This window comes from Streptomyces sp. NPDC050433 (assembly GCF_044458565.1).
Classification (GTDB): Bacteria; Actinomycetota; Actinomycetes; order Streptomycetales; family Streptomycetaceae; genus Streptomyces.
In genome coordinates, this window is record NZ_JBITIB010000018.1 from 127359 (window position 1) to 153166 (window position 25808).

Annotated in this window: 27 protein-coding genes and 2 pseudogenes; 11 read left to right on the plus strand and 18 right to left on the minus strand. The window is 69.3% G+C overall.

Annotated features, from left to right (window positions below; translation table 11 throughout):
- Positions 1–216: 216 nt before the first annotated feature.
- Both ACIBLA_RS22700 and ACIBLA_RS22705 read left to right on the plus strand, forming a co-directional pair.
- The gene (locus ACIBLA_RS22700) at positions 217–1002 is read left to right on the plus strand and encodes a VOC family protein (RefSeq protein ID WP_399199614.1); all 786 of its coding nucleotides are present in this window, start codon (positions 217–219) and stop codon (positions 1000–1002) included.
- Between the two features lie 243 nt (positions 1003–1245).
- On the plus strand, positions 1246–3690 hold the full coding sequence (locus ACIBLA_RS22705; RefSeq protein ID WP_399199615.1) for a PQQ-binding-like beta-propeller repeat protein: 2445 nt from the start codon (positions 1246–1248) through the stop codon (positions 3688–3690).
- Positions 3691–3723: 33 nt separating this feature from the next.
- Here ACIBLA_RS22705 and ACIBLA_RS22710 read toward each other — a convergent pair whose 3' ends face one another.
- Positions 3724–4440, minus strand: a complete 717-nt coding sequence (locus ACIBLA_RS22710; protein WP_399199616.1) for a hypothetical protein — start codon at positions 4438–4440, stop codon at positions 3724–3726.
- Positions 4441–4623: 183 nt separating this feature from the next.
- On the opposite strand from ACIBLA_RS22710, the gene ACIBLA_RS22715 reads away from it, so the two are divergent.
- Positions 4624–5154, plus strand: a complete 531-nt coding sequence (locus tag ACIBLA_RS22715) for a hypothetical protein (protein WP_399199617.1) — start codon at positions 4624–4626, stop codon at positions 5152–5154.
- 181 nt (positions 5155–5335) lie between these two features.
- Here ACIBLA_RS22715 and ACIBLA_RS22720 read toward each other — a convergent pair whose 3' ends face one another.
- The 4 genes from ACIBLA_RS22720 to ACIBLA_RS22735 form a co-directional block, all read right to left on the minus strand.
- Positions 5336–5509, minus strand: a complete 174-nt coding sequence (locus ACIBLA_RS22720; protein ID WP_399199618.1) for a sigma-like protein — start codon at positions 5507–5509, stop codon at positions 5336–5338.
- A 255-nt stretch (positions 5510–5764) separates the two neighbouring features.
- Positions 5765–8812 carry a BTAD domain-containing putative transcriptional regulator gene (locus ACIBLA_RS22725; protein WP_363242796.1) on the minus strand — a complete coding sequence of 1016 codons (3048 nt, stop codon included), beginning with the start codon at positions 8810–8812 and terminating at the stop codon, positions 5765–5767.
- Between the two features lie 252 nt (positions 8813–9064).
- Positions 9065–10609, minus strand: coding sequence for a CehA/McbA family metallohydrolase (locus ACIBLA_RS22730; protein ID WP_399199619.1), 1545 nt, complete (start codon positions 10607–10609; stop codon positions 9065–9067).
- 144 nt (positions 10610–10753) lie between these two features.
- Positions 10754–11362 (minus strand): GPP34 family phosphoprotein, encoded by a 609-nt coding sequence (locus tag ACIBLA_RS22735; RefSeq protein WP_399199620.1) that lies wholly within the window; start codon positions 11360–11362, stop codon positions 10754–10756.
- Positions 11363–11516: 154 nt separating this feature from the next.
- Here ACIBLA_RS22735 and ACIBLA_RS22740 point away from each other — a divergent pair, with 154 nt between their 5' ends.
- Positions 11517–12344 carry an LLM class F420-dependent oxidoreductase gene (locus tag ACIBLA_RS22740; protein WP_399199621.1) on the plus strand — a complete coding sequence of 276 codons (828 nt, stop codon included), beginning with the start codon at positions 11517–11519 and terminating at the stop codon, positions 12342–12344.
- Positions 12345–12477: 133 nt separating this feature from the next.
- Here the strand turns inward: ACIBLA_RS22740 and ACIBLA_RS22745 are convergent, their stop codons facing one another.
- Together ACIBLA_RS22745 and ACIBLA_RS22750 are read right to left on the minus strand one after the other, a co-directional pair.
- A complete protein-coding gene (locus ACIBLA_RS22745; protein WP_399199622.1) occupies positions 12478–13011 on the minus strand; it encodes a hypothetical protein in 534 nt (177 codons plus the stop codon).
- Positions 13008–13541, minus strand: a complete 534-nt coding sequence (locus ACIBLA_RS22750; protein ID WP_399199623.1) for a hypothetical protein — start codon at positions 13539–13541, stop codon at positions 13008–13010. The genes ACIBLA_RS22745 and ACIBLA_RS22750 overlap by 4 nt, the downstream gene beginning before the upstream one ends.
- Here ACIBLA_RS22750 and ACIBLA_RS22755 point away from each other — a divergent pair.
- Positions 13540–14049: an N-acetyltransferase gene (locus ACIBLA_RS22755; protein ID WP_399199624.1), complete on the plus strand. Its 510-nt coding sequence runs from the start codon at positions 13540–13542 to the stop codon at positions 14047–14049. The two genes, ACIBLA_RS22750 and ACIBLA_RS22755, sit on opposite strands and share 2 nt — an antisense overlap.
- Before the next feature lie 54 nt (positions 14050–14103).
- Here ACIBLA_RS22755 and ACIBLA_RS22760 read toward each other — a convergent pair.
- Positions 14104–14178 (minus strand): annotated as a pseudogene (locus ACIBLA_RS22760) (Mini-circle protein); the annotation flags it as partial.
- A gap of 52 nt (positions 14179–14230) precedes the next feature.
- Here ACIBLA_RS22760 and ACIBLA_RS22765 point away from each other — a divergent pair.
- The gene (locus ACIBLA_RS22765; protein ID WP_399199665.1) at positions 14231–14800 is read left to right on the plus strand and encodes a hypothetical protein; all 570 of its coding nucleotides are present in this window, start codon (positions 14231–14233) and stop codon (positions 14798–14800) included.
- Between the two features lie 47 nt (positions 14801–14847).
- On the opposite strand, the pseudogene ACIBLA_RS22770 reads toward ACIBLA_RS22765, so the two are convergent.
- The 4 genes and pseudogenes from ACIBLA_RS22770 to ACIBLA_RS22785 all read right to left on the minus strand — a co-directional run.
- A pseudogene (locus ACIBLA_RS22770) lies at positions 14848–14958 on the minus strand (hypothetical protein); the annotation flags it as partial.
- A 213-nt stretch (positions 14959–15171) separates the two neighbouring features.
- Positions 15172–15699 carry a hypothetical protein gene (locus ACIBLA_RS22775; protein WP_399199625.1) on the minus strand — a complete coding sequence of 176 codons (528 nt, stop codon included), beginning with the start codon at positions 15697–15699 and terminating at the stop codon, positions 15172–15174.
- A gap of 438 nt (positions 15700–16137) precedes the next feature.
- Entirely contained in the window at positions 16138–17247 is a 1110-nt protein-coding gene (locus ACIBLA_RS22780) for a DUF3696 domain-containing protein (protein WP_399199626.1), read from the minus strand.
- On the minus strand, positions 17244–18407 hold the full coding sequence (locus ACIBLA_RS22785) for a DUF262 domain-containing protein (RefSeq protein WP_399199627.1): 1164 nt from the start codon (positions 18405–18407) through the stop codon (positions 17244–17246). The genes ACIBLA_RS22780 and ACIBLA_RS22785 overlap by 4 nt, the downstream gene beginning before the upstream one ends.
- Before the next feature lie 109 nt (positions 18408–18516).
- Here ACIBLA_RS22785 and ACIBLA_RS22790 point away from each other — a divergent pair, with 109 nt between their 5' ends.
- Positions 18517–18885, plus strand: coding sequence for a hypothetical protein (locus tag ACIBLA_RS22790; protein ID WP_399199628.1), 369 nt, complete (start codon positions 18517–18519; stop codon positions 18883–18885).
- Between the two features lie 249 nt (positions 18886–19134).
- Here the strand turns inward: ACIBLA_RS22790 and ACIBLA_RS22795 are convergent, their stop codons facing one another.
- Positions 19135–19905 (minus strand): hypothetical protein, encoded by a 771-nt coding sequence (locus ACIBLA_RS22795; RefSeq protein ID WP_399199661.1) that lies wholly within the window; start codon positions 19903–19905, stop codon positions 19135–19137.
- Positions 19889–21118: a hypothetical protein gene (locus tag ACIBLA_RS22800; protein WP_399199629.1), complete on the minus strand. Its 1230-nt coding sequence runs from the start codon at positions 21116–21118 to the stop codon at positions 19889–19891. Before ACIBLA_RS22800 ends, ACIBLA_RS22795 begins: the two co-directional genes overlap by 17 nt.
- A 149-nt stretch (positions 21119–21267) precedes the next feature.
- On the opposite strand from ACIBLA_RS22800, the gene ACIBLA_RS22805 reads away from it, so the two are divergent.
- Positions 21268–21609: a contact-dependent growth inhibition system immunity protein gene (locus ACIBLA_RS22805; RefSeq protein ID WP_399199630.1), complete on the plus strand. Its 342-nt coding sequence runs from the start codon at positions 21268–21270 to the stop codon at positions 21607–21609.
- 22 nt (positions 21610–21631) lie between these two features.
- Here ACIBLA_RS22805 and ACIBLA_RS22810 read toward each other — a convergent pair whose 3' ends face one another.
- Both ACIBLA_RS22810 and ACIBLA_RS22815 read right to left on the minus strand, forming a co-directional pair.
- Positions 21632–22150: a DinB family protein gene (locus ACIBLA_RS22810; RefSeq protein ID WP_399199631.1), complete on the minus strand. Its 519-nt coding sequence runs from the start codon at positions 22148–22150 to the stop codon at positions 21632–21634.
- A 262-nt stretch (positions 22151–22412) separates the two neighbouring features.
- Positions 22413–23171: a WD40 repeat domain-containing protein gene (locus ACIBLA_RS22815; protein WP_399199632.1), complete on the minus strand. Its 759-nt coding sequence runs from the start codon at positions 23169–23171 to the stop codon at positions 22413–22415.
- On the opposite strand from ACIBLA_RS22815, the gene ACIBLA_RS22820 reads away from it, so the two are divergent.
- A complete protein-coding gene (locus tag ACIBLA_RS22820) occupies positions 23163–23393 on the plus strand; it encodes a hypothetical protein (protein ID WP_399199635.1) in 231 nt (76 codons plus the stop codon). The genes ACIBLA_RS22815 and ACIBLA_RS22820 overlap by 9 nt on opposite strands.
- Before the next feature lie 4 nt (positions 23394–23397).
- Here ACIBLA_RS22820 and ACIBLA_RS22825 read toward each other — a convergent pair whose 3' ends face one another.
- Together ACIBLA_RS22825 and ACIBLA_RS22830 are read right to left on the minus strand one after the other, a co-directional pair.
- The gene (locus tag ACIBLA_RS22825; RefSeq protein WP_399199636.1) at positions 23398–24033 is read right to left on the minus strand and encodes an NADPH-dependent F420 reductase; all 636 of its coding nucleotides are present in this window, start codon (positions 24031–24033) and stop codon (positions 23398–23400) included.
- A gap of 32 nt (positions 24034–24065) precedes the next feature.
- Positions 24066–24800 (minus strand): SDR family NAD(P)-dependent oxidoreductase, encoded by a 735-nt coding sequence (locus tag ACIBLA_RS22830; protein ID WP_030354521.1) that lies wholly within the window; start codon positions 24798–24800, stop codon positions 24066–24068.
- A gap of 145 nt (positions 24801–24945) precedes the next feature.
- On the opposite strand from ACIBLA_RS22830, the gene ACIBLA_RS22835 reads away from it, so the two are divergent.
- Both ACIBLA_RS22835 and ACIBLA_RS22840 read left to right on the plus strand, forming a co-directional pair.
- Positions 24946–25557: a TetR/AcrR family transcriptional regulator gene (locus ACIBLA_RS22835; RefSeq protein WP_399199637.1), complete on the plus strand. Its 612-nt coding sequence runs from the start codon at positions 24946–24948 to the stop codon at positions 25555–25557.
- Positions 25554–25745 carry a hypothetical protein gene (locus ACIBLA_RS22840; RefSeq protein ID WP_399199639.1) on the plus strand — a complete coding sequence of 64 codons (192 nt, stop codon included), beginning with the start codon at positions 25554–25556 and terminating at the stop codon, positions 25743–25745. Before ACIBLA_RS22835 ends, ACIBLA_RS22840 begins: the two co-directional genes overlap by 4 nt.
- The last annotated feature ends 63 nt before the right edge of the window (positions 25746–25808 follow it).

A 25808-nucleotide genomic window follows, 5' to 3' on the forward strand; every position in this document is an offset into this window, starting at 1 on the left:
CGGAAGAGGCTGCCCCGGAGCCTGTGACCGGGAATAGTGTTATCAACAGCCTGTGGACAACTCTGGTGGATAACTCAACGCGCACAAGCCCTCACCGGGAGATAATTAGTCAATTGTTCGATTTGCCCCGCCCTGCGCCACGTCGAATGCGCCATTAGCGTGGCCGGAAGGCGCACCCGCTCGGGCGGTACGCACGCGAAGGAAGGATCCGGGCTCATGGCCGCATTCGCGGAAGGTACGCCGTGCTGGGTGGATGTGTCGCTTCCCGACGTCCAGGCGGGCAAGCGTTTCTACGGCGAGCTGTTCGGCTGGACATTCGGCGCGGACGGCGGCGCGCCATACGGGCACTACACGAATGCTTTCAGTGACGGAAAGCGCGTCGCCGCCCTCGCCGCGAAGCAGGACGGGCGTATGCCGACCACCTGGGGCGTCTATTTCGCGACATCGGACGCCACCGCGCTCAGTGTGCGAATCAAGGAGGCCGGGGGCGGAATGGTGATGGATCCGACAGCCGTGGGGCCGTACGGCACGATGGCGCAGGGTGTCGATCCCGGCGGCGCGGTCTTCGGCCTCTGGCAGCCGAGGGCGTACTCCGGCTTCGAAAAGCAGAGTGAGCCCGGATCTTTCTGCTGGACAGAGGTCTATACGAGGGACAAGGAGAGCGTCGACCTCTTCTACGAGTCGGTATTCGGCTTCGTCGGCAAGGACCTGCCGGGCGAACCGGTCGATTTCCGCGCCTGGTCCCCGGCGGGTTCCGAGCCGGGGAGTGACAGCGCGATCGCCGGGCGAAGTGTGATCACCGACGCATTTCCCGCGGAGATGCCGGGGCATTTCCTCGTTTACTTCTCCGTGGCGGACTGCGACGAGACGGTCGCCGATGCCGTACGGCTGGGCGGCCGGGTCCGGGAGTCCGCCGCCGACACCCCGTACGGCCGGATCGCCAGCCTCGTGGACAACCAGGGCGCGGTCTTCGCGGTCCTGGCGGAGCCGGAGGCGGCCTGAGGCGGATGAGGAGGGTGTGGGGGATGAGGGGGCAGGGGCTGAAGCAACCCCTGTTGGGCCGTACGCGTCAGGACTCTTACGGGCGTGATACTCACTCCGTAGGAGGCCGTTCGCACACTTTCTGTCCGAAACAGGGTGAGACACCCCGATCCGCCCCCGGGTTCGCAACCATCGCGCCCGACAGGAAGAATCAGGGGACAGGGGGCCGTACCTTTGTGGCCCGTACGGGGAGGTGGCAGGCAAGTGGAGCAGCTGACGCAGCACGATCCCAGACGTATCGGGCCCTTCGAGGTGCTCGGACGCCTCGGGGCGGGCGGTATGGGGCTCGTCTATCTCGCGCGCTCGGCCTCGGGCCGGCGCGTGGCGATCAAGACGGTGCGGACCGAGCTCGCCGAGGACCAGCTGTTCCGTGTCCGTTTCACACGCGAGGTGGAGGCCGCCCGCGCGGTCAGCGGCTTCTACACGGCCGCCGTCGTGGACGCCGACCCACGGGCCGCCGTGCCCTGGCTCGCCACGGCCTATGTTCCCGCGCCCTCCCTCGAAGAGATGGTCAACCGGTGCGGCCCGCTGCCCGTGCAGGGCGTGCGCTGGCTCGCCGCGGGAATCGCCGAGGCCCTCCAGTCCATCCACGGCGAGGGCCTGGTCCACCGCGACCTCAAGCCGTCGAACGTGCTGGTCGTGGAGGACGGGCCGCGCGTCATCGACTTCGGTATCGCGTCCGGCGTCTCCAACACCCGGCTCACCATGACCAACGTGGCCGTCGGCACCCCGGCATACATGTCGCCCGAGCAGGCGCGCGACTCCCGCAGTGTCACGGGCGCGAGCGATGTCTTCTCGCTCGGCTCCACCCTCGTCTTCGCCGCCACCGGGCACGCACCCTTCCACGGGGCCAACCCGGTCGAGACCGTCTTCATGCTGCTGCGCGAGGGGCCGAATCTGGAAGGGCTGCCGGACGAGCTGCGCCCGCTCATCGAATCGTGCATGCAGATGGACGCCTCCCAGCGCCCCTCGCCCGCCGATCTCCAGTCCCAACTCGCCCCGCATCTCTTCGCCTCGGGCAGTGACGACAGCGGTACGGCTTCGGCCTGGCTGCCCGCGTCCGCCACCGAGATGATCGAGGAGCGTCGCGGCGGCGGACGGGTCAACGCGGCTGCCGCCGCCGCTGCCGCGCGTCCCCCGCTGCCGCCGCCGCCCTCCCACGAACCGCCGCCGCCCCCGCATTCGCCCGACTGGGACGCCGCGTGGCAGCGCGACGGCGAAGGCCAGGGAGGGCAGGGCCGCGGACACGGCGCCCCCGTGCCCGTCGGGGCGGGACCGGCCGCCGGTGGCCCCGGGGGCCCCGTCAGGCTCTCCGGCTCCCCCGTGCCGATCGGCCCCGGCCCCCGCGTCCCCGACGGCCGTGGCGCTGCCGCTGTCGACGCCGGACCGGCCACCGGCTGGATCCGGCCCCCCGCCGGGCCGAACGGCGGGGAGCTGCCCACCAGCGCTGTCGCGCCCCCCGCCGTACCGCCGGTGCCCGCACCCGCGCCCGCCCCCGACGGCGGCGCCGCACCGGGCCGCTGGCGGCCCTGGCGCTTCCGGATGTCGAACGACGTCTGGGGCACCCCCGTCGTCGACGGCGATCTGCTCTACGTCACGTCGTTCGAGGTGCACGCGCTTGACGTGGGCAGCGGGCGCCGGCAGTTCAAGACCCGCGACGTCGCGTGGGCGATGGCCGTCGCCGGGGGCCGTATCCACGCCTCCGACGGCCCCACCCTCTACGCGCTCGACGGCTCGGACGGCACGGAGCGCTGGCGGCTCCAGACCGACGCCTGGGTGTATTCGCTCAAGACGGACCGGGGCACCGTCGTCACCGGTACGCGCGGCGGCGGCGTCCAGGCGTGGGAGGCGTCCAACGGCGAGAAGCTGTGGGAAGTCAGCGGCGCCCAGACCGACTTCGAGACACCGGAGGCGGGGCCCGCGATCTTCGACGGCACGGTGTACGTATGGCAGAACGCCCGCCTCCGGGCGCTCGACGCGCGCACCGGCGGCGAGCGCTGGTCGTATCCCATCGGCGACGGCGCGTCCTGCGGCGGTGTGCCGATCCGCCTGGTGCCCGCGTCGGACGGTTATGTGTACGTCGCCGCGGGCACTCGCGTGCTGTCGATCGACATCGCGAGCGGGCATGTGCGCTGGCACTTCGAGGCGCCCGCCGTCTTCCTCTCGCCCCCCGCCTTCGCGCCCGGCCCGGCCGTGACCGGCGGCGGTGTGTATCTGGCCGACTATCTCGGCACGGTGTACGCGCTGGACGCCACCACCGGCAAGGACCGCTGGCGCATCGCCACCGAGGCCCGCCAGTCCCTCGAACCGGTCCTGGTCACCGCCGGGAACGTGCACGTGGGCAGCGGCAGCGCGCTCTACACGCTGGACGCGGTGGCCGGTACGCCCAAGTGGCGCTTCGCCGCCGGCGGCGAGGTCGTCGGCGCGCCCGTCGTGGCCGACGGCAGGCTGCACTTCGGTTCGGCGGACCATGTCCTCTACACACTGGACGCCGGCGGTGGACAGCTCCGCTGGAAGCTGGCGACGGGCGGGGAGATCACGGGCTCACCGGTGGCGCGCGGGGGAGTGGTGTACGCGTGCAGCAAGGACCGCTGCGTCTACGCGCTGGACGCGATCAAGGGCACGGCCACGGGCCGCGGTGCCCGCTGACTCGGGTACGAGGGGGATCAACGTGCGAGGGGATCAGCTCCGGTCCGGACGGCGGCTGATGTCGTCCGGCGGTGGCGGCGTCCGTGGCTGCTCCCTGGTGTCCCCCCAGCTGTCCCAGGCGTGCTCCGCCGTACTTCCCGCGGACGGTGGCCTGGCCGGCCGCTCATCGTCGTAGGGGTCGTACGGCTCGTACGGCTCGTACGGGTAAACGGTCTGCCCGGTCTGCCCGACCGGCCCCGTCTCCCCGTACCACTCGCCCCCGTACGGCTCCAGGTCCCGGTCCCGGTCCCGGTCGCCCCCGACGTACCGATGATGGCCGCCGCCCCCTCTGCGCCACGTCCGGCGCCCGCTCATCACCGCCGCCGCGATCAGCAGCAGCACCCCGCCACCGAAGGCGGCGAGCACGCCGAGGCCCAGCCCCGTGCCGTCACTGTTCAGCGTGAGGCCGTCGGCGCGCTGCCCCTGGCGCACCATCCACAGGATGGTGAATCCGAGCACGATCAGCCCGGACAGCGCCACCAGCAGCCGCGAGCGCAGGACCAGCCCGATCAGGGTGACCAGAGCGGCGAAGGCGAGCGGCAGCAGGAGTGAGACCCACAGGTCGGAGCTGGCGCCGGTGATCCCGTTGAACAGGTCCTCGACGCGGTAGTCCCGGCCGTGCCGGCCGTCGTACCAGGCCTGGAACGGGCTCGCGACCGCCCCGGCGGCCCCGATGACGGCGAGGACCGACCCGATGACGTTGCGGACCATCGACGGCCTCCTTGGACGAGTGCGCGGAGCGCAGCTTCCAGAATCCGACGCTACGCCCGGGAACCACGGGCCGCCAGATTTGGTCCCTGCACCGAGCACCGCGCACGCCCTGCTAGGGTGACATGCGCCCGACAAAAGGTCATCAACAGTGCCCAACCGCACCATTTTTCAACGGGGGTTGAAGTGAAAATTCGCCATGTCCGTGCCATAGCCGTCTTCGGTATCGCCGTCTTCGCGCTGACCGGCGCCCGCGGCTCCAGCGGCGGCGGCTGCTCCAGCTCCAGCAGCAGTTCCAGCAGCAGCGGCGGCAGCAACTCGGACAGTGACTACGACGACGACTACGACGACGACTACGACAGCGACTACGGCAGCTCGTCCGGCTCCTCCACCAGCACCGGGGGCTCCGTGACGGGCGGCAGCTCGGCCGACGCCGGCCGCGATCTGACCATCGACACCTGCAAGTACGACACCACCCGCGGCTTCGTCGCAGAGGTCACCGCCACCAACAGCGACTCGGTGGCCAACTCGTACTCGTTCACGGTCGACTTCACCGACTCGGCGGGTGCGACCGTCGGCAACACCGTCGGCAGCATCCCCGACGTTCCGGCGGGCGGCACCCAGACCGCCGAGTTCACCGCGGTGGACGTGTCCGGCGACAACGGCGCGTCCGGCGGCGAGTGCAAGATCGACAACGTCGTCCGCCTGGCCGCCTGACCCCAGTCAGCGGAAAAGACAGAAGAACGGCGGTCGGCGGGGCCCCCTGAACGGTCCCGACTTCCGTCGTTCTTCTGCCTCGCTCCCCCTGGCCCCCTGGCCCCCCTTGGCTCCCCGCGGCCGCGGCAGCTCCCCTCCGCGCCGCCGCGACCGCCGCCCGCTCCTGCCCGGTTCCCCCGTGTTACTTGGGCGGCGCGGGCGCGTGGTGATCGCCCAGCGGCTTGACGGTGGTGTCCTCCGACGGCGCCGGCGCGTGGTGGTCGCCCTGCGTCGTCGCCCCGCTCTTCGGCGGCGCGGGCGCGTGGTGGTCGCCCTGAGTGGTGATGTCGTCCGTGTTCTTCTCGGTGTCGCTCATCTCGTCCCCCTTGGGATTTCCCTGTGCCTCTTACGGAAGCGGCCTTCTGCCCGGATACTCCCCCGAGGTCGCCGGGCAGAAGGCCTGGAAGACCGCCCGCCTCCATGGGAGATGGTGGTCCCAAGTGACCCGTCTGCCCCCCGAGGCGACGGATCCAATGTGCACTGGAGCATGCCGAAAGAGCATAAACATTCGATGAACGCCCAGGCCGGGCGCCCGTGGGACATCGGGAACATCGGGCGTCTCTCGGACCACTCACGCCGCGCTGAGCGGGGCGTCCAGCAGTTCCCGTACCTCCTCGGCCTCCGCCGCTCCCGACTCCTCGTGCAGTGACAGCGCCTCGCGCCAGCACACCCGCGCGCGGTCCGCCTGCCCCAGAGTCTCCAGCGCCTTGCCCAGTGTGATCAAGACGTTGGCCCGTGTCCGGTCGCCGCCGATGCAGCCGATCGCGAGCGCCTGTTCGGCGTGCTGTGCCGCCGACGCGGCACGGCGGGCCGCGAGATGGGCCTGGGCGATACGGAAGTGGGTGGTGCCTTCCCAGAGCCGCTGCCGGTTCGCCTCGAACCCCTCAAGCGCCTCGACGAGTTGCTCCAGGGCCTCCTTGTGCCGCCCGGCGTTGGTGAGCGCGATGCCGAGCGCGAAGCGGGCGTTGGAGAGCCGCAGGGTGTGTCCGATGCTGTCGTAGACCTGGACGCCCTGTTCGGCCAGTGCGATGGCCCGTGACGTACGGCCCAGGGAGTGCTGGATGCGCGAGAGGTTGCACAGGGCGCTCGCCTCGCCGGGGCGGTTGCCGTCGGCGCGGGAACCCTCCATGGCCTTGAGCAGATGCGCCTCGGCGTCCTTGAACCGGCCCTGGCCCAGAGCGATGATGCCGCGGTCGTTGTCCGACCAGTAGACCGGCGCCGGGTCCCCCACGGACTGGGCCAGCGCCGCCGCCTGCCGGGCCTCCTCGTCCGCCTCCTCGTAACGGCCCGCCACCAGATGGACGTTGGTCATCGAGGTCCGCGCACGCCCCTCCGTACGGGCGTCGCCCGCCTCGCGCGCCGCCACGAGCGCCGAACGGGCCGCCGCCTCGTACGACTTGGAGTTGGCACCCGACTCCGCCAGGTCCTGCGCGGCCCACAGCAGGTCCACGGCGACCCGCAGCCGGGTCGTCCCACCCGCCGCCTGCCGGGCGCACGCCAGCAGGCAGTCGGCCTCCGCGTACAGCCAGTCCTGCGCCTCCTGCCGGTCGGTGAAGACCAGGCCCCCGTACTCCGTCGGCTCCAGATGGTTTTCGAGCCGGTCGCCCGGCCGCTCGATCGTGTACACCCGCGCCGCCGTCGCCAGATAGAAGTCCAGCAGCCGGTGGAGCGCCAAGTCCTTGCCGGTGGGCGGCTGTTCGTCGCGGTCGGCGCAGGCACGTGCGTAGAGCCGGACCAGATCGTGGTAGCGGTAGCGGCCGGGTGCCGCCGACTCGACCAGGGAGGTGTCCACCAGGGACTCCAGCAGAACCTCGGTCTTGTGCGGCGGCAGATCCAGTACGGCGGCGGCTGCCGCCAGCGAGATGTCCGGGCCGTCGGCCAGCCCGAGCAGCCGGAACGCGCGGGCCTGGGCGGGCTCCAACTGGCCGTAGCCCAGTTCGAAGGTCGCCTTCACCGCCAGGTCGCCCGCCTGGAGTTCGTCGAGCCGCCGGCGCTCGTCGGCGAGCTTCGCCGCCAGCACGGAGACCGTCCACGTGCGGCGCGAGGCCAGCCGGGAGGCGGCGATACGGATGGCGAGCGGCAGGAAGCCGCAGGCCGCGACCACGTCCAGCGCCGCATCCCGCTCGGAGCTGACGCGCTCCTCACCGACGATGCGGGTGAAGAGCTGAAGCGCCTCCTCCGGCGACATCACGTCCAGGTCGACCAGATGGGCGCCCTCCAGGTCGACCATCCGGACCCGGCTGGTGACGAGCGCGGCGCAGCCCTCCGTACCGGGCAGCAGCGGGCGTACCTGCGCGGCGTCGCGCGCGTTGTCGAGCAGGATCAGGACCTGGCGGCCGTCGAGCGCCGAGCGGTACAGCGCGGAGCGCTCGTCCAGCGAGTCCGGGATCGCCGAGTCGGGCGTGCCGAGGGCCCGCAGGAACGAGCCGAGCACCGCCTCCGGTTCGGTGAACCGCGCGTCGGCGCCCTGGAGGTCCACGTACAACTGGCCGTCGGGGAAGCTCGGTCGGGCCGCGTGCGCGACATGCACCGCGAGCGTCGTCTTGCCCACGCCGCCGATACCGGCGAGCGCGGAGACCGCCATCACCGATCCCTCGGCGCTCGCCAGGCGCCTGCCGAGCTCCCGTACGAACAGGTCCCGGCCGGTGAAGTCCGGTACCGTCGCCGGGAGTTGGGCGGGCCGGGTGAAGGTGGCGACCGGCACGGTCTCCTCCACCGGGCGGGCCAGTTCGGCGTCCGCCCGGAGGATGCGCTGCTGGAGTCTGGCGAGTTCGGGGCGCGGGTCCACGCCCAGCTCGTCGGCGAGGAGGCGGCGCGTGTCCGCGTACACGGCCAGCGCCTCGGCCTGCCGGCCGCTGCGGTAGAGGGCCAGCATCAGCAGTTCGCGCAGGCGCTCGCGCAGCGGGTGCGCGGCGGTCAGGGCGGTGAGTTCGGAGACGGCCTCCGCGTGCCGGCCCAGCTCCAGGTCGATGTCCAGCCGGGCCTCGACGAGTTGGAGGCGCCACTCGTCGAGCCGGGCGCGCTCGGTGTCGGCGTACGGACCGGGCACGGACGCCAGGGGCTCGCCGTCCCAGAGCCCCAGCGCCTTGTTGATCAGCAGCCGGGCCTGCTGGCGGTTGCCGGACGCCCGCTCCTTCTCGGCGGCGGTGGACAACTTCCGCGCCATGCTGAGGTCCAGGGCGTCGGCCCTGGTGCGCAGGGCGTAGCCGCCGGACTCGCTGACCAGGACGCCGGGGGAGAGGACCTTGCGCAGCCGGGAGGCGTACGTCCGTACGGCGGCGAGCGCCTGGGAGGGCGCGGCCTCGCCCCAGATGGCGTCGATCAGTTCGCCGGCGGTGGCGGTACGCCCTTCCCGCAGGAGCAGGGCGGCGAGGAGCGCACGCTGCTGGGGCGAACCGGGCGGCAGCAACTCACCGCCGCGCCAGGCACGTACGGGCCCGAGCACGCCGAAACGCAGCTCGCCGAGGGAGGTTGGGGCGGCCGGGGCAGCTCTCGCTGCCGGGTTCGAGGCGGCCTTGTGCCCGGCCTCGGCCTGCGCCTTGTGTGCCACGTTCTGCCCGCTGATCGGTGTGGCCGGAGACCGCTGCTCCGGTACGCGTGGCCCGCTGTCACGGTCCATAGCTCCCCCTGCCCCCGAACTGCCGGTATCGCCCCCGACAGTCTGCCTTGTCCGGAGTGGCGGCGTCAGCCTTGGGCGGGGGTCTGCACAAGCCCTCGACACGGTAAAGGACGCAGCCCCTCCGGGTAAATCCTGAACATCTGAACAAGGGGGTGACGGGGGCCGACGTCACCCGGCGGAGCCCCGGCCGCTCCTCGCCTCGGAGGAGGAGCAGCCGGGTGGGACATGCCCGCGGGCGTGGAGCGGTGTGCGTCAGTCCCGCCCCAGGAACACCGGGTTGGTGATCGCGACGAAGCTGCCGGGGAGGGGCGGGGTCGTCGCGGGGCGGCGGACCTCGGCGCGTACGTACGTCGCGTACTCGGCCGTCGTACGCCACTCCACCGTCCCCGTGCCCGACTCCGGCAGCGTGACGGTGTGCAGCGTCCCCTGGTCGGTGACGATGCGCGCCGAGCTGCCCGCCGGGGCGCCGGTGACCTCCAGGCGTACCGTCACCGGGTCGTCGTCGGCGACCCGCAGCCGCTCGCCGATGCCCGCGTGCAGGCCGCGACCGCCCGAGGCGCCGAAGGTGACGGACACCGCCGCCGACTCCGCGATGTAGCTGCGGCCCGCGCGGATGCCGGCCAGGATCGCCTCGCGGGAGAGTTCGTCGGCGAGGACGACCGTCTGCGGGGTGCCGATCGGCTCGGGGTCGCGGTGCGCGTCGCTGCTGCCCATCGCCGGGGTCCACGGCTGCCCCGAACGGGCCGATGACACAAGGGTGTTGTCCCAGGAGGCGAGGGCCACCTCGTCCTCCGGGGTGAAGGGACCGTTCCACACCTCGACCGCGTCGGCGTCGTTGAAGCCGAACTTCCAGTTGCAGCCGATGCAGGTGGCGTGCGGATGCGCGGGCACGACCAGACCGCCCGCGCGCCGGATCTCGCGCGCGTAGTGTCCGAAGCGGTTGTCGCGGGCCCGGTAGCGCCAGTCGACGAAGGTGCCCGGGTCCGTGCCGATGGCCACGACATGGCCGTTACGGGTGGTGATCTCCTCGCCTGTGAGGATGAGCAGGTCGTCGCCCCACAGCCCCGCCCAAGCGGCGTGCGCGGACGAGGTGTTGTGCTCGCTGGTGTTGATGAAGTCCAGCCCGGCGGCCCGCGCGCCCGCCGCGATCTCGGCGGGGGTGCGCCTGCCGTCCGAGTGCACGGAGTGCAGATGGCAGTCGCCCCGGTACCACGCGCGCCCGCGCCCCTTGGCCCGCTCCGGCGGGTGGACCGGGCGGGGGGTGCTGCCGGGGGCGCCGTACGTGAGGGTGATCGTGACCTCGTACGGCAGGCCTTCGGGCGCGACGGTGTACGGGCCGAGCGCGATGTGCCACGTCCCGGACCGCACCGGGCCCGGCAGATAGCCGGGGGTCGCCTCGTCGGCGCGGATGAAGAACTCCGTACGCGCACCGCCCGACCAGCCGCGGAAACCGTCCCCGCCGAGGTCGGTGCCGCGCTCGTCGAAGATGCCGATGTCGAGTGCGTTGCCCTGCGTGCCTGCGGGGACGGTCGGGCGCTGGTAGCTGTACGAGACGCGGATCTCGCGTACGCCGCGCGGGACGTCGACCGGGAGGTACACGAAGTCGGGGGAGCCGGTGGGGAGGGTGCCGCGTACGGTCTTGGTCTCGGTACGGCCGGCGCTGCCGCTGTTGTCGCTGCTGCCGTTGCCGGGTGCCGCGTTCGCGAAGCTCACGCTGCCCAACGTAAGGGCCGCGGCGGCCCCGGTGACGAGCAGACCGCGTCTGCCCATCGCGTGTTCCGTGTGGTCGTTGCACATGCCGACGGCTCCCCAGGGTGTCGAGCGGGACAGGAGTGGTGCGTGGAACCCTGGTATTGAGCCGTGAACAGCCGCTCAAGGGAAGGGGTTGGGAAGGTGGTTGGCACATTGCCAATAACTACGGCGCGTGCCGCGGCCCGGCCGTCACAGGCCTCGCCACACGTTGTCGAAGGCCGCGTCCTCGATGGATCGCCGCTGCCGCTCGGCCTCCAAGTCCCTCAACGCGTTCTGGACGGCGTCCAGTACGGTCGCCACCGCGTCGTCGCCCACATCAGGCGGACCCTCGGACTGCTGGTCGCGGATCCCGACGGCCGTACCGAGCACGGCGAGGACCGGCTCGTCCGATGCCCAGCGTTCGAGCGCCGAGCGGCGGGCAGGGGTGTCGGCCGGCACGATCCGGGAGGCCCCGAAGGGCAACCAACGTGAGCGGCGCTGCCGGGTGATCTGCCCTTCCGACGCGAGGGCTGTGAGATAGACGGCCGCCAGACCGCGGCCTCTGCGCCACAGCCATTCCTCGACCGTCTCGTACGGTTCTTGCCGGGGGAGCGACGACAACGCCTCGTCCAACAACCGGTCATCGAGCGCCGGGTTCTCCCCCGGCACGATGCGATCGTCCTCCAGCCTCGCGGCCCGCGCGTCAAGGAGGTCGATCAGCTCGGCGCCGGCGAGCGCGAGTGACAGATCGCCCTGGCCCGGGGGGCGGCTGGCCGCCACCTCCAGGGTCGTGATCACCAGGTCCCGTGGCTGAGTCATCACCGGCTCCATGTGGGCGCTGCCTCACTCCAGCCTACGGACCGAAAGCGACGGCTGCACCCCGCGCCGGAGATCCGGCATCGGCGCGGACGGTACGGGCACAATTCTGACTGCCGCCCGCCCGCCCTTCCGCCCGAGCCGAAAAGAGACCCCCATGCGGATCGCGACCACCATGTTCCTCACCGACGAGACGATCACACCCGTGCGGCTCGCAAGGGAACTGGAGGAACGTGGCTTCGCCGGGCTCTATCTGCCCGAGCACACCCACATCCCGGTCGAGCGGGCCACCCCGTACCCGGCGGGCGGCGACCTGCCGCGTGAGTACGGCCGTACGCTCGACCCCTTCGTGGCCCTCGCCCAGGCGGCGGCGGTCACCGACCGCCTCGGCCTCGCCACCGGCATCACGCTCATCGCCCAGCACGACCCGATCGACCTCGCCAAGCAGATCGCGACGCTCGACCATCTGTCGGGCGGCCGGTTCACGCTCGGACTCGGCTTCGGCTGGAACAAGGAGGAGGCGGCCGACCACGGCGTCGAGTGGACGTCCCGGCGCGCTCTCGGCTGGGACCGGCTGGCCCTGATGCGCGCGCTGTGGGCGCCCGAACCGACTCCGTACGAGGGCGAGTTCGCCTCGGTACGCCCGAGCGAGGCCCACCCGAAGCCGCCGAACGGCACCCCGCGCACCCTGGTCGGCGGCGCGGCGGGCCCCAAACTCTTCGCCCGCATCGCCGAACAGACGGACGGCTGGCTGCCGATCGGCGGCAGCGGCCTCACGGATTCCATCCCGGCCCTCCGCAAGGCCTGGGCATCGGCGGGCCGTTCCCCTGAAGCCCTCCACATCGTCCCGTACGCGGTCCGCCCCTCCGCCGGCAAGCTGACGTACTTCGCGGACCTGGGACTGGAGGAGGCGGTACTGCAACTGCCGCCGGGGGACGAGTCGGAGGTGCTGCGGGCACTGGACGAGTTCGCGCGGTACGTCTGACGGGACAGGCGTACGCGCTGCTGCCCCACGGAACTCGCGGGGTGTTCAAACTGGACCTGGGCTACAGCGAGTATTGACGCGCTGCTGGTCACCAAGGGAACTCACGGCGGGCAGGACGAGCGGCCGGCGTAGATCAAAAGTCGGATGTGAACAGGGGAAGGTCAAGGTCATCGGGCAGGGTGACGCCGAACGGGTAGCCCTCGGTGAGGAAGTCGTACAGGAATTCCGAGAGGGTCGTGCCGTGATCGCTGAATTCGGGATCCCGCCCCTTGTTGAGCATGATGGTCCAGCTATCAGGGTCGTCCCTGGCGGCAAGCCAGTAACCCGTGTCGCCGTTATCGGTGATGAGGCAGGGATAAAGCATGCCGGGAAGCGCGGCATCGTCCAGGTGCTCATGTCCGTGCTCCCACACGGTGATGTCGGCCACCTCGCGCACCGTGGCGATCAACTCGGCCTCCCTGCCGAGCAGGCTGCCGCCGAGGGCGCCGAGCGGGTGTTGCAACCAGAGGAAGTCACGGAAGCGGCCCGGCGGCAGGTGGTCGCACAGGCGCTTGTAGTCGGTGGGCAGGCGGTGGCCCAGTTCGGCCTCGATCGCGCTCCAGTCGATGTTCCAGAACGAAGGGCGCGGCAAGCCAGGGGCCAGGAGTGTGAGGACCTCTTCGATCACGCCGACCGACAGTACAGGGCGCAGGACGGGTCCTGGCGGGAGCCGACCGGCATGACGAGCAGCCGCTCGCCCTGAGCAACTTCCCCCGGCGTTCCCCACCAGCAGCTGTCGGCGCCCACGTCCCCACCCGCACCCGCGCCCCTGGCCAAGTCCAGCGCCCTCATGGCCGCCGGCACCATCGTCTCGCGCATCACCGGCTTCGCCCGCACCCTGGTCATGGCGGCAGCCATCGGTGTCGGCACCGCCCAGGTGCGTTCGTCGAGGGCGAAGATCTGCTTGCCGAACTCGGTGTCGCCGACGGACTCCTCGGCCACCCCGCCTTCCACCGGCCGTGGCCCCTCCGGTAAGCGGAGGAAGGTGAAGTCGCCCACCGGCTCGGCGGTCCTGGTCGGCGACGAACCGGACCCGGACGTCGCCGACCAGGACCAGGGTGTCGTCCGCGCCCCAGTGCAGAGCGCGTCGAAACCCTCCGCGGGCACGGACCGCAGCCGCCGGGCGTCTTCGGCACCGGTTGTAGCCTCGATCCTCATGAGCTGGCTGCCTGACGACTTCGTCCACCCCGTCCACGTGCCCGTACCCATCGCCATGCCCGGTACCCCGCTGCACCTGCGGCCGATCCGGGAGGCGGACACCGCGCTGGACTATCCCGCCGTGATGGGCTCCCGAGAGCGCCTGTGGGAGATCTTCGGGCCGGCCTGGGCCTGGCCCAAGGAGACGATGACCTACGAGGAGGACCGCGTCGACCTGCTGCGGCACGAGAAGGAGATAGCCGCGCACGAGTCCTTCAACTACGCGCTGCTGGACGAGGAGGAGACGGCGATCCTCGGCTGCGTCTACATCGACCCGCCCGAGCGCACCGGTGCCGACGGCGAGATCGCCTGGTGGGTGGTGGACGACCTCGTCGGCGGCGAGGTGGAGCGCGCGCTCGACGCGCTGGTGCCGCGGGGGATCGCCGCCGACTGGCCGTTCCGGCAGCCCCGTTTTCTGGGCCGCGACATCTCCTGGCAGGACTGGCTGACGCTGCCGCGCGTCCCGTGACGCGTGTCGTGAAGCGCCTTTTGACGCGCCTCGTGACGCGTCCGAGTCGGCCGACTACGCCCCCACCGTCCCGTCGACCCCCTCCCGCAGCAGGTCCGCGTGGCCGTTGTGGCGGCCGTACTCCAGCAGCCGGCGAGGATAGCGGGCGTCGTGACTTCGCCGGATCGACGAGGGTAAGGCGATGGAGCGGGAGAACCCTGTCCGCCGGGAGCCGAGCCAGGAGCGGGGCCGGGAGCCGACCGGCGCCATGACTCAGATGCGGCATCTGACGGGAGAGGTCGAGCGGATCGCAGTCGAAGCGGGCATCGGTGCGCGACGGGCGCAGCGGCGGGGCAAGTTCTGGAATGCCACGCACCTGATGTTGGGTTTTCCCGCCGCCGTACTCGCCGCGGTGTCCGGAGCTGCGGGCTTCTCCTCGGGGTCGGCCTTTCTGCGGGCCGAGGCACGGCAGTTGGCCAATCTGCGCCGACGATACGCCTGGCAGGAGGTTGAGGTCCGGGCCCGCCTGGTGCTGGCGCGCGAGGCGTACATGACGGAGGAGGATCTGTACGCCGCCCTCTCCCGATTACTCGAACAGCGGCGGGCTGTGCCTTCCAGCCGCGATCGTCCTGTCCGAACTACCGGCCCCGCCACCGCAGTCGGAGCCGCCTCAGAACGGCTGACGTGGCTTGCGCAACCGTTCGTGCTGGAACCGGAATCCAGGGCAGGAGCCGCGATCCGGAGTGTCAGTGGGGGAACGCGTCGGACTTGACGGCGGTGATGATAGGGAGTCCAGGCGAGGGCGGCGAAGAGGAGGGCGGGACCGTGGGGGACCTTGCTGTCACGGACGGGGACGCAGGCGGGGGCATGCGTCGCTGACCAGGCAGTTGCCGCTGTTGCCGCCGCTGTACCTGGACTTGCGCCAGCCAGGCAGTACGGAGGCGTCGCATGAGGCGCACGAGACGGGAGGAGAAGCTATTCCGCTTGAGGCAGCAAGTAGGCCACCGGCAGCATCGATGAACCCGTCAGCTTCCACGGCATCTCCTTCCGGCCGGGCGACCTCCTCCACGCGGACGACGACCGGGCTTTCCCACGGCCGGAACTGTTCCCCGTTCCGCCGGCATCAAGCCGGTGGAACCGGGATCAGACAGGCAGATGCTCGGTGAAGATCCCGATCAGAATCCGGTCGTCATGTCTCTTGATCGGGAGTGAGAAGTGCACGCGGTCCCGGTCCCACAGTCGCTTTCCGTGCCACTCGCAGCGATATGACTCGCCTTCGTAGGAGACCAGGCGCTGTTCCCATGCCTTCGCGTTCTTCTTCGTGTTGGGGCTCTCAGGAGAGATGTCGACGCCCAGGGCACTGAACCGAGCCTGAACCTTCTTCTGGTCTCCACCGCAGACGAGCAGTGTCTCGGTGAAATGATCGCTCAGTAGACCGAGCAACTTCACCAACCAGGGCAGGACGTCCGCGTAAGAGCCGTCGAAATGGTGGAAGCGAAGGGAGTCCGAGAGGAGCAGCCGGGGAAAAGAACGATCGGACAGCGTAAAGAAATGATCTTCTGGAACGGGTTCGCGGGTGAGGACTCCACGCCAGAAACCGGCCTCGTCCTCGGACACGCGCAGCAGGTGCAGGGCCACGCGGTCGCGGCCCGCGTCCCCGTCGTGAGCCATCCCGACGGCCAGTCGAGGCTTGTCGTCCCCCGGGGATTGGCGATTGAACCGACGAGACAGGACATCGCTCTGCCCTCAGCGGCCCGGGCCAGCGCATGGGCCATGCCCCAGGACGGCTCGCTCCATGTCCCGTTGTCTTGTCTCACCGGCTGGGGAACGTCGTCGTCCTCCGGTTCTACGCTCCGGCACTTGTCCAGCAGCACTTGCAGACGGCGCCGCTCACTGTGCGGCAGCCCGCCGTCGGGCGAGTACAGGGCGTCGACCAGACTGATCGACGGCAGGCACTCGGTGTCGTAGGCGGAGGTCATCAACGCGACCTTCCGGCCGTCGGCCAGCGGCTCCAACAAGTCCGCGAGCGTATCGAGCGCTCGGCGCAGGTCCGCATCCGTCAGCCCGCGCCAGTCGAGTGCCTCCTCGCCCAGGACCATGCGGTAGTCGTCATCGGGCGCGCCTGGCACGGGCCAGCCTCCCCAGGTCGCTCTCGATCTGATCGAAGAAGCCGGCAGGCCAGTGGCTGAGTTCTCCCCGTGGGTCGGTCTGGATCGGCACCGTCCGGTCGTGGTCGAAGTAGTGCACGATCATGTCCGCCGCCGTGAGTGAGCGATCCTGAGCGACCGCCAGTCGTGCTCCGTTGAGGACGTGGTCACTGTGGGTCTCCACGATGACCTGTACGCCGCTGGCGGCCACGCGGGCCAGGAACCGGCCGAGCTTGGACTGACCCGCGGGGTGCAGATGGGCCTCGGGATTCTCGACGAGCAGGAGGTCACCGGGCTCGGTCAGCAACCCCGCGACAACGATCGGCAGAGCATACGAGACACCGAACCCTGTGTTCGCCGGGCGTACTTGTTCGGCCCCTTGTGTCAGCTCCATGAAGCGGACCGTGCTCGCCATGATTCCCACGGCCAGTTGCGCCGTGATGCGGATCGGACGAATGATGTCCGATGCCCACGCCTCGGCCTGGAGGCGGGGCTGTGGACTGTCGACGTCCGGGTGACGGAGCTTGGGTCGTACCTCGCTTCGGGTCTTGACCGCCCGTGTCTCACGCAGCGCCAGAACCTGGGCGGTGAACTCGCCCTGAATGCCTACACCGATACGGTCGGGTTCATCCGCGGAGACGGACAGCGTGTCACGGGGGCCAAGACGCTCGGCGCACAGATAAGTGAAGCCGGGCCCCTGCCGATCCACGCCCAGGGAGGCAGGTAACTCGGTGCGCTCTGCGTGCAGATACAACGCGTGCTCGTCCTGTGGCAGGCTGAACTCGCACGCCCACGCATCCGCACCATCCCGGCCACGCAGTCCAACCTCGAGTGTGAGCTCCGAGGCGTCCCAGCGCAGTACGTCGCGGGCCTCTCCCAGGGCGAGCCCGCTGGGTGTGTTCAGCGGAACCGCCTGTCCGGGGGATGCGGCGGCGGCCCTGGCCAGCAGCAGGGACTGAATCAGCGTGCTCTTGCCTCCGCCGTTGACGCCGGTCAGGACGGTGAGCGGGCGCATGGCGAACGACGCCGACCGGAAGCATTTGAAGTTCTTGATCTCCAGGGAATCGATCAACGTCCTGCCCCCGCGTCCTCGGCCGCAGCGGTGAACCGATAGTCGACCCTGCGCCGGTCCGCGGTGGACGAGGTGATCGATTCCAGGTAAGCGATGTCCTCGGTCATCCGGTCCCGGGCGCTGCGCACGATCTCTGTACGCCGACGGGACAAATCGTCAGCATCGTGTCCAGCCAACGCGATGGACCAGGTCTCGAAGAGTGCGCGGTTGATCGGACTGCGCCACTCGGCTCCCCGCGGCCACTTACGGAAGGCATGCTCCTCGAAGACAAGGCGCGCATTGATCATCGCCTGTTCGAAGGCGGCCTCCAACTCCGCGACGCGCTCGTCGGACACCTGCTTGGGATCGTCCAGCAACTCGGTGGTCTCCATCAGGAAGGCCTCCATCACCGGATGTGCGTCATAGTCGTCCAGGCCCCGCAGCCAGAATGCCGAGAAGCGCAACGCCATCTCGCGGTCGTTCATCCTGATGTGTCCCTTCAAGCGGCCGCCAGTGGCCATGTCGAAGGCCTCCGTATGGGTCATGCGCTTGAGGATGTCGCGGCTGCGCGGCCGACTCATGCAGTGCCTGATCTCCTGCGCGTTGAGCGGCGTACCTCCAGTGTTGATCCGCTTGAAGATCTCGTACGTCACCTCGCGGGGCGTGGACGGATCGATCACGTTCACGATCAGCTGCGTGTTGTTGATCCGGCGCTGAAACGGAACAGGGAGGTCGGCGAAACGGGCTCCTTGCAGGTCGTGCAGATGATCAAGGCCGGTCAGCGTGAACCCATTGCTTGCTCCGCGGACGAAGGCATGCAGCGTGGACAGCCGCTGGAGGCCGTCCACGACTCGGAAGGCGCTGTCGCTGTCCTCGGCGAAGTAGAACGCCGGGAGCGGAATCTGCAACAAGAGGGACTCGACGAGCAACGACTTCTGGTCCGGCCGCCAGACCAGGCCGCGCTGAAAGTCGGGCGCGAGCTCCAGTGACTTCTCGTCGATCAGGTCAAGGATGTTGCGCAGGGAGAAGGACCTCGTCGACACCCGGATCTGCTCGGGATTCCACGGCCGCTGGATCAGGTTCTCCCCTTGCCCCGGATCCTCGACCTCGACGCCGGTGGCCCGGCCCTCGTACACGTCCTCCACCACATCCGGAACCGTCTGTACATCCTCCACGCTCATTCCGCCATCCTATGGGCGGACGTTTGGGCCGACAGGTCGGGCCGCCGGTCGTCCTCCAGAAAAACCCCCGAAGGGGAACACCTCCAACCATCCTCGTCCGGAGGCCGAGTTGGCTCCGACGCCCGAGCATGTGCCGGACGAGGCGCGCGAAGCCGTCGCCGACCTGCAGCTCCTCGACCCCCGCCTGCGCGTCTCACGCGGCATGCTCCCGCAACTGGCCGCACTGGCGGTCCAACGGCTCTCGTGCGGCCACACGCCCGAAGAGGTACGCGTAGAGATCGCCCGAGGCCTGCCCGCCGCGGACACGCACATCCACAGCCCCGGCGGCCTGATCCACTACATCCTGCGCGACCCGCAGGCCGTACAAGCACCTCCACCCGCCCCCGAACCGCGGGTCGCCCGCAAGCGCGAGTGCAAGGGCGAACGCCACATCCGCCCCTGCTGTTCCGCCCACTGGCGGACGAGGACCTGTGCATGACCTGCCGCCAGGAGAGGGCGGAGAGGCCTCCTGCTCCGGAGAGGGCCGCTATGCGTACGCCGGCTCCACGACATGTCCGCGGAACTTCAGTCGTCGTACGTGTCGGCGAGGTCGGGGAAATCTGGCCAGAGTCAGTATGGAGGACTGTCCCGTACCTCCGTCGGCGATAAGTGCCGCGAGAAAGTCGGTGAAAGTCTCCGCGATCACGGGGCTCTCGCCCACGGTGCCGTGTGTCTCGTGGAAGCTGTGTCAGACGGGTGGCATCAGATCGCTCTCGCTGATGGTGTACGTCAGCAGGGGGTAGATGAAGTCAATTTCATTGTTCTCGCGGCGCCGTAGTTGGCAAAACTCGCGCCTCTGCTCATCGTTGGCCGACAAAAGGCGCGCACCCTGCGGGAGGTATGCATGTCCGTCGCGAAACCGAACGAAGGTCTTTGACGTTCGAAAGGTGACACCCAGCCATTGATTGTCCGCCGTCTGGACGGGCGTGTTCAATACGATTTTGTGCCTGAGCTGCCGATTCGAGTCGACAGAAAACGCGACGATACTGTTGTGGGCGAGGGGGATCTCGAACTTCTCACCACCGGACCCCTTTGATTCGAAGATCAGCTTCCTCGGCGGGCTCGCTTCGGGATGTTGGTAGCAGGAGAAGACGGCGATAAACGACTCGTTGGCCAGATCGAGGGCTTGGTCGGTATGGCTGCCCATGGTTGTGTAAGCGTTCGTGTAGCTCTCGATGAGAGCGTTGTTGAAGCCGACCGAAAGCGCCGCACGTTCTTGAATCTGTTGCGCCAGCCGTTCGTGCACCGCCCGGAAACGCTGCGTCGGGCTGCTGTATCGAGTGGTAGTACGTACGAGAGGCACACCACCCGCCTCGTCGATCTTGGTAAGCGCGGCGCCTCGCCGGCCTTTTCCTACGTCTTCCAAACGAGCCGACGCGGACAGCTCCGCAAAGAGATTCTCCTCGGTTGGCAAAGCGCACGAGAGGATCTCATCCGAGATCCTAGACTCGGGGGGCAACATAGTCTCCCGTGTTCATGCTGAAGAGAAATTCGTCGCCGTATTCAATGAAGGACGAGGTTCTGTTCTCATCGGCGTACAGCCTGCGCAGCTCGTTCATGCCGGTCGGTGTGGGTGGTCCCAGCTTCACCAAATCTCCGGCCACTTTGAGGAACGTGTGGCCGTTCTTGTGAACGGCTTCGGCGCTCGAACAGCGCACCACGTATCCCAGGCGGGTCGGGAGCAACTCGGCGTCCAACGTTGAGGGCCGGATTTCGTGCGTATACAGGCGGTTGGTGGACAGCGGCATGAAGAACACGGAGCCGGGGTAGAGAGTCACGGTGAACTGCGGGGGGAGGGCGGCCCCGTCACGTTCTCCGTTCGGTTCCTTGAGGCGAAATTGGAGTTTGGTCAGCCCGCTGGCACCCTTCACGCCATAGTCGAAGGCGTCTTCGGCCAGGCGCTGCAGCTTGTCGAGCCGGTCATAGAAGGTGCAGAAGGCCATGATGCCATTTGCGGGCATGTCTTTGGTCTTGTCGGCATGGGCCGAGATCTTGGCCTTGGACTGCTTGCGCTCGGCCGTGGCACGGGTGTTGTGGTAGATCTGAGCGAGGATGTGATTCAGCGGCGCCTGGTTCCGGAAGACGCCGGCGGCCTCGCGGTTCAGAGCCTCGACGATGTGAGCGTCGGTCGGGCGAAAGTTCTCGGTCGGCCCCGAGAGATTCGTGGAGCACCGGAGCAGGCGGAAATGTAGTTCGTCACCGTTTCGTGTGACGGGCGTCAGATAGATTCCGCTGCGATGGGCCGTTCCAGGTTTACTGGACTCCGTCAGGGACTGGAACGCGTGCTCCGCACGGATCCGTCCGAAGTGATCGGCACCGAGTCCGAAAAATCGGCGGTAGTACACGCCGACGCCGTGTACGCGGATGGGAACTCGGCCGATGCCGACGAGGGTCCAAGCTTTGCCGACTTCCTCGTGGTAACCGTGTGACAGCTCCCGGACAACGAATACCCGGGCAGCCGCATGCAGTTGACGAACGCTGATCCCGGATATGTCGCCACACAGGTATACGGTCTTCTGTGCGAGGTTGGGCGAACCAGAAGCAAGGTCCTCCAGCGTGATTGTGGACCCGAAGAAGTCCCTGATCAAGTCATGGTCTTGCAACATCGAAGGCGCAACCAAGGTGTTGCTCGTATCCTCGATGCAGGCTTCTGTCAGCTCTGTTGTGTACATCAAACAGTACCTGTCATTCGCAGATCTTGGTGGATTGCGCAAACCCTGGACATGGCAACGGCCTGCACTCTTTCATCTGCGCTGCGAAGCGTAAAGAAAGGAGACGGACCGTTGAACCTTGATGCTCTCACGGGGCTCGACAGCGGCCCGTGGTGTGTCCAGGAACTCGACACGCGCGTTTTCCCGAGCTTGCTCAGCTGCTCGGCGGCTGGTTCTCGCAGGACATTCCGGACGAGTTCGCGGATTACGACGCCGCCCTCCGTGACCACGAGACGGCGGTGGAGCGTGTGCTCGTCGCCCGTGTCGTAGGCGAACTGCGGGAACTTCACTCCCTTGGCTTCGACGAGTCCGACTACGCCCTCACGGCAGGGGAGTTGGGCAGGGAGATCGACCCCCGGTGTCGTACACACCGGGGGGAATGGCTCACCGTGGTAGCCGACCGGCTCGGCGGTTTCCGGGCGGAATACGGGCAGCCGGGTGATGAGGGCTGAGCGGACCCCAACTCCCTCCCCCCTACGCCCCCACCGTCCCGTCGACCCCTTCGCGCAGCAGGTCGGCGTGCCCGTTGTGGCGGCCGTACTCCAGCAGGACGTGCACCATCACCATCCGCAGCGAGACGTCCTCGCCCCAGCGTGGCTGATGACCCGTCAGGTCCAGCGACTCCGCCGCGCGCTCGATGCGACGTGACGTCTCGACCTCGGCCTCCCAGGCGGTGAAGGCCTCGGACCGGGACGAGGCGCTTGCGTCGTACGCCGCCTGGAAATCGATCTCGCCCGGTGGTGACCACAGCATCGGCGCCGCGTTGTCCTGGAAGACCCGGCGGAACCAGGCGCGTTCGACCTCGGCCAGGTGTCGTACGAGCCCGAGCAGGGACAGCGTCGAAGGCGCCATCGATTGCTGCCGCAGCTGGTCGTCGGTCAGGCCGGCGCACTTCAGGGCGAGCGTGGCGCGGTGGTAGTCGAGGAAGGCGCGCAGGGTTTCGCGTTCGCCGCCGCGGTGGGGCGGGCCCACGCGGTCGTCGGTGCTGGTCACGAGTGGGCTCCCAGGACGTGGCGGAGGAAGGGCGGGGCGCCGCGAGCCTACGTCGCACGCGGCCCCCGTCGCCGACGTGCGGTCGGCGACGGGGCCCGCTCAGGCGTTGTCGGTCACCACGGCGGGCGGCTGAACCCGGTGAGGGCGAGCCACAGGCCGTCGAACGCCGCGCTCGGGCGGCCGTTGAAATCGCCATTCTCCGGGAGCAGTTGGAGCAGATCGAGTACGGCTGAGAGGTGGCCGCACTCGGCGGCCCGCTGGATCAGCAGCTCGATGGGGCGTTCCCGGTGGGCGTGGGGTGTGCGCTGGCCGCGTCGCGGAGGAAGAGACCGCGGTGGGTGACGGTGGCGACGCGGTCACCGCTCGGGCTGAACCGGGCGAACTCGGCGGGCGCGTACCAGAGCACCCGGCGGGTCTCGGCGTCCACGGCGAGGGCATTGGTGCCGTGCAGACGTGTGCCGTCGGGTGACCAGGCCGGGCCGTCGATCCACTGCCCGACGCTGAAGCCGTCCTCCGATTCGGCCGGTTCGAACTCCCCGCGCACCGCCTCGGGGATTTGCCTGGCCGTGGTGTACGGATGGTCGGTCTTCACGTAGTTGGGCAACCAGCTCAACTCGCCGCGGTCCAGCGGGACAAGGCACCCCTGAAGTCCGCCGTCGCCGTTCGTGCCGCAGTGGAAATAGACGCTCAGGCCATCGAGGGAGAGGGCGAAGGTCGACGGGCGGGAATTGCCGTCCGACACGCTGATCGAGGCGATCGGCTCCCCCTGCTCCGCGGTGGGGCTCCACACCCCCACCGAGTTGGTGCGGTAGGCCATGGCGAGGCGGGTGGAATCGGCGGACCACTGGATCGTGCCGTCGTAGTCGGGCCAGCCGATGCCGCCGTCGATCCACGGGACGGTGTTGACGCACCGTCCGGTCGCGACCTCCCAGATCTGGAGGACACCTCCCGCGTCGTAGTCGTCGGTCACCCGGCTGCCGGTGGCGAGATACCGGCCGTCCGGACTCAGGGCGTGGCCCACGATCTCCCCGTCGTGGCCGTACGGATGCAGCAGCGTCGACGCGTCCGAGTCCCGTATGCGCCGTGTGGCCAGGCGGTGTGCGTCGGTGACGCCCTCGGCCCGCTCCAGCTCGGTGAGACGGGTGCGCAGGGGCGGCAGATCGCGATCCGGTGCGAAGGCGGACCAGTCGGCGTCGTCCAGAAGGGCGCGCAGGGCGGACGAGCCGGCCGCGCCGGCGAGTGATCCGTCAACCGTTTGCTCGGACGGGAAGTTCGGTGATGCTGAGGGCGAAGTCCAAGTTCCCCACCCCGTGGTTGGCGAGGCCCACCGTGACCACGCCCGCTCCTTCCAGCCAGTGCGCCATTTTCAGGCCGCCGACGTCCAGCGGGCGTAGCCCGAGGCTCTCGATGAACGCCTCCACACTTGCCTTGGCCTGCGCATTGTCGCCAGCGATGAAGACGTCGGGCCGACCCTTCTCCAGGACATGGCGGAAGACGGTGTTGAACGCCTTCACCACGCTGGCGCCGGCCGGGGCCACCTTGGCGACTTCCTGCGCGATCGAGGTCTCCTCGCGGTGGGCCAGTCCGTCGAACGTGGAGTTGAAGGGATTGCTGATGTCGACGATGACCTTGCCCGCGAGAGCGTCTCCGTACTGGGCGACGGCCGGCACGACGCCGTCGTACAACAGGGCCACGATGACGATGTCCCCGGCCGGGGCGGTGCCCCATTCTCCCGTCGTGGCGCCGCCACCGAGAGCCTTGGCCAGGTCGGCCGACTTGGACTGATCGCGGCCCATGACCTCGACGGTGTTGCCGCCCGCTACCGCCCGCGCTCCGATGGTGCGGGCCATGTTCCCGGTGCCGATGATGCTGATGTTGCTCATGAGATGTCCTGCCCTGGTTGTGGTTGTTCGGTTCAGATGGCGGTGGTGCCGCCGTCGGCGACGAGTTCCATGCCGTTGACGTAGCTGGAGTCGTCGGAGGCGAGGAAGAGGGCGGCGGTGGCGATTTCGTCGGGGCGGCCCATCTGGCCGCGGGGGATGAGGGACTCGAACTGGCGCTTGGTGGCCTCGTCGAAGAGTTCTTCCTGCTTGGCGGTGGCGACCTGGCCGGGGGTCAGGACGTTGACGCGGATGCGGCGGTCCTTGAGTTCGTTGAGCCAGACGCGGGCCCATGCCTGCTGGACGGCCTTACTGCCGGCGTAGACGCTCCAGCCGGGGAAGGCGCCGAGGGAGGCGTTGGAGCCGGTCATGAGGATGGAGCCGCCGTCGTTGAAGAGCGGAAGGGCCTTCTGGACGGTGAACAGGGTGCCGCGGGCGTTGAGGTAGAACGCGGCGTCGAAGTGGGCCTCGGTGATCTCGCCGAGCGGGGCGGGCTCGCCCCCGCCTGCGCTGGCCCACAGCACGTCGAGGCTTCCCTTCTCCCGCTTGACGGTGTCGTACAGGCGGTCCAGGTCGTCCAGGTCGGCGGCGTCGCCCTGGACGCCGGTGACGTTGCGGCCGATCTGCTTCACGGCCTCGTCCAGGGCGTCCTGGCGGCGGCCGGTGATGAAGACGTGCGCTCCCTCGTCGACGAACAGCTTCGCGCCTGCCAGCGCCATGCCGGTGGTGCCGCCGGTGATGACCGCGACCTTGCCGTCAAGCTTTCCCATAGTCATTCCCTTGGGTCGGTGGTGCCGTGTGTACCTGGGGAGACGGCGTTATGTACACCGTCCTGTGTGCTTACGGTACGGGGTGGGGCGGCCGGGACGCAAACTATGTACACCGGTCGTTACCCAGCTGGGGTACGCTGGAGCCATGACGGAGTTGGAGAAGGGCCCCACGGGCCGCCGCCGCGGCCGGGGCGCCCGCGAGCGCATCATCAGCGCGTCCCAGCAACTGTTCCGCGAGCAGGGCATCAACCGCACCGGCATGGACCAGCTCTGCGCGGCGGCCCAGGTGTCCAAGCGCACGGCCTACCAGCACTTCACCGGCAAGGACGAACTCGTCGCCGAATACCTGCGCCGGTTCGACCCCTCCGTTCTGTCCGGCGTGTTCGACCGCACCGACCTCACGCCCCGCGAACGGCTCCTCGCCGCCTTCGACATCCCCCCCACCACCCCCCTGTGCCCCTACATCGGCGCTGCCGTCGAACTCCACGACCCCCAGCACCCCGCAACCCAGTACGCACGCGACTACAAGAAGGCCGTCGCAGCGCGGCTCGCCGACACCGCCCGCGAAGCCGGCGCCACCGACCCTGAACAGCTCGGCGAGCAGCTCGCGTTGCTCATCGACGGCGCCGCGGCCCGCACCCGGGTCCTGAACGCCGACGCCTTCCCCACCGCCGCCGCCATCGCCGCCGTCCTCATCGACAACGCCATCCCCGCCACAGTCGGCGATGACCGGCGACGCGAGGAACTGTCGAGTTGACTCGGCACTCCGCGGCCGGGCTGGACGCGCTGCCGGTCACGCGACTGCACCCGCTGGTACGCGACACGGGCCGCCCGGCACCCGGCCCGGACCTGCTGGCTTTTACGGAACTGGCCACCCGCCCGCTGAAGGCCGCAGCAGAAGCCGCCGGGGAGACCGGCGACCCGCGAAGGCTTCAGGAGTTCTAGGCCGTCATCCCGGCCCAGGGCGCTGACCCGCCGTCGGGTTCTGGATCCCAGGGACTGACTCCC

Excerpts from the sequence above, each read along its gene's own strand:
- ACIBLA_RS22720 (WP_399199618.1), bottom strand. The coding sequence starts at position 5,509 with ATGAGCGACACCGAGAAGAACACGGACGACATCACCACTCAGGGCGAC.
- ACIBLA_RS22755 (WP_399199624.1), top strand. The coding sequence starts at position 13,540 with ATGAGCTGGCTGCCTGACGACTTCGTCCACCCCGTCCACGTGCCCGTA.
- ACIBLA_RS22730 (WP_399199619.1), bottom strand. The coding sequence starts at position 10,609 with ATGTGCAACGACCACACGGAACACGCGATGGGCAGACGCGGTCTGCTC.
- ACIBLA_RS22735 (WP_399199620.1), bottom strand. The coding sequence starts at position 11,362 with ATGACTCAGCCACGGGACCTGGTGATCACGACCCTGGAGGTGGCGGCC.
- ACIBLA_RS22700 (WP_399199614.1), top strand. The coding sequence starts at position 217 with ATGGCCGCATTCGCGGAAGGTACGCCGTGCTGGGTGGATGTGTCGCTT.
- ACIBLA_RS22800 (WP_399199629.1), bottom strand. The coding sequence starts at position 21,118 with ATGTACACAACAGAGCTGACAGAAGCCTGCATCGAGGATACGAGCAAC.
- ACIBLA_RS22710 (WP_399199616.1), bottom strand. The coding sequence starts at position 4,440 with ATGGTCCGCAACGTCATCGGGTCGGTCCTCGCCGTCATCGGGGCCGCC.
- ACIBLA_RS22835 (WP_399199637.1), top strand. The coding sequence starts at position 24,946 with ATGACGGAGTTGGAGAAGGGCCCCACGGGCCGCCGCCGCGGCCGGGGC.
- ACIBLA_RS22830 (WP_030354521.1), bottom strand. The coding sequence starts at position 24,800 with ATGGGAAAGCTTGACGGCAAGGTCGCGGTCATCACCGGCGGCACCACC.
- ACIBLA_RS22750 (WP_399199623.1), bottom strand. The coding sequence starts at position 13,541 with ATGAGGATCGAGGCTACAACCGGTGCCGAAGACGCCCGGCGGCTGCGG.
- ACIBLA_RS22765 (WP_399199665.1), top strand. The coding sequence starts at position 14,231 with ATGGAGCGGGAGAACCCTGTCCGCCGGGAGCCGAGCCAGGAGCGGGGC.
- ACIBLA_RS22825 (WP_399199636.1), bottom strand. The coding sequence starts at position 24,033 with ATGAGCAACATCAGCATCATCGGCACCGGGAACATGGCCCGCACCATC.
- ACIBLA_RS22725 (WP_363242796.1), bottom strand. The coding sequence starts at position 8,812 with ATGGACCGTGACAGCGGGCCACGCGTACCGGAGCAGCGGTCTCCGGCC.
- ACIBLA_RS22785 (WP_399199627.1), bottom strand. The coding sequence starts at position 18,407 with ATGAGCGTGGAGGATGTACAGACGGTTCCGGATGTGGTGGAGGACGTG.
- ACIBLA_RS22775 (WP_399199625.1), bottom strand. The coding sequence starts at position 15,699 with ATGGCTCACGACGGGGACGCGGGCCGCGACCGCGTGGCCCTGCACCTG.
- ACIBLA_RS22740 (WP_399199621.1), top strand. The coding sequence starts at position 11,517 with ATGCGGATCGCGACCACCATGTTCCTCACCGACGAGACGATCACACCC.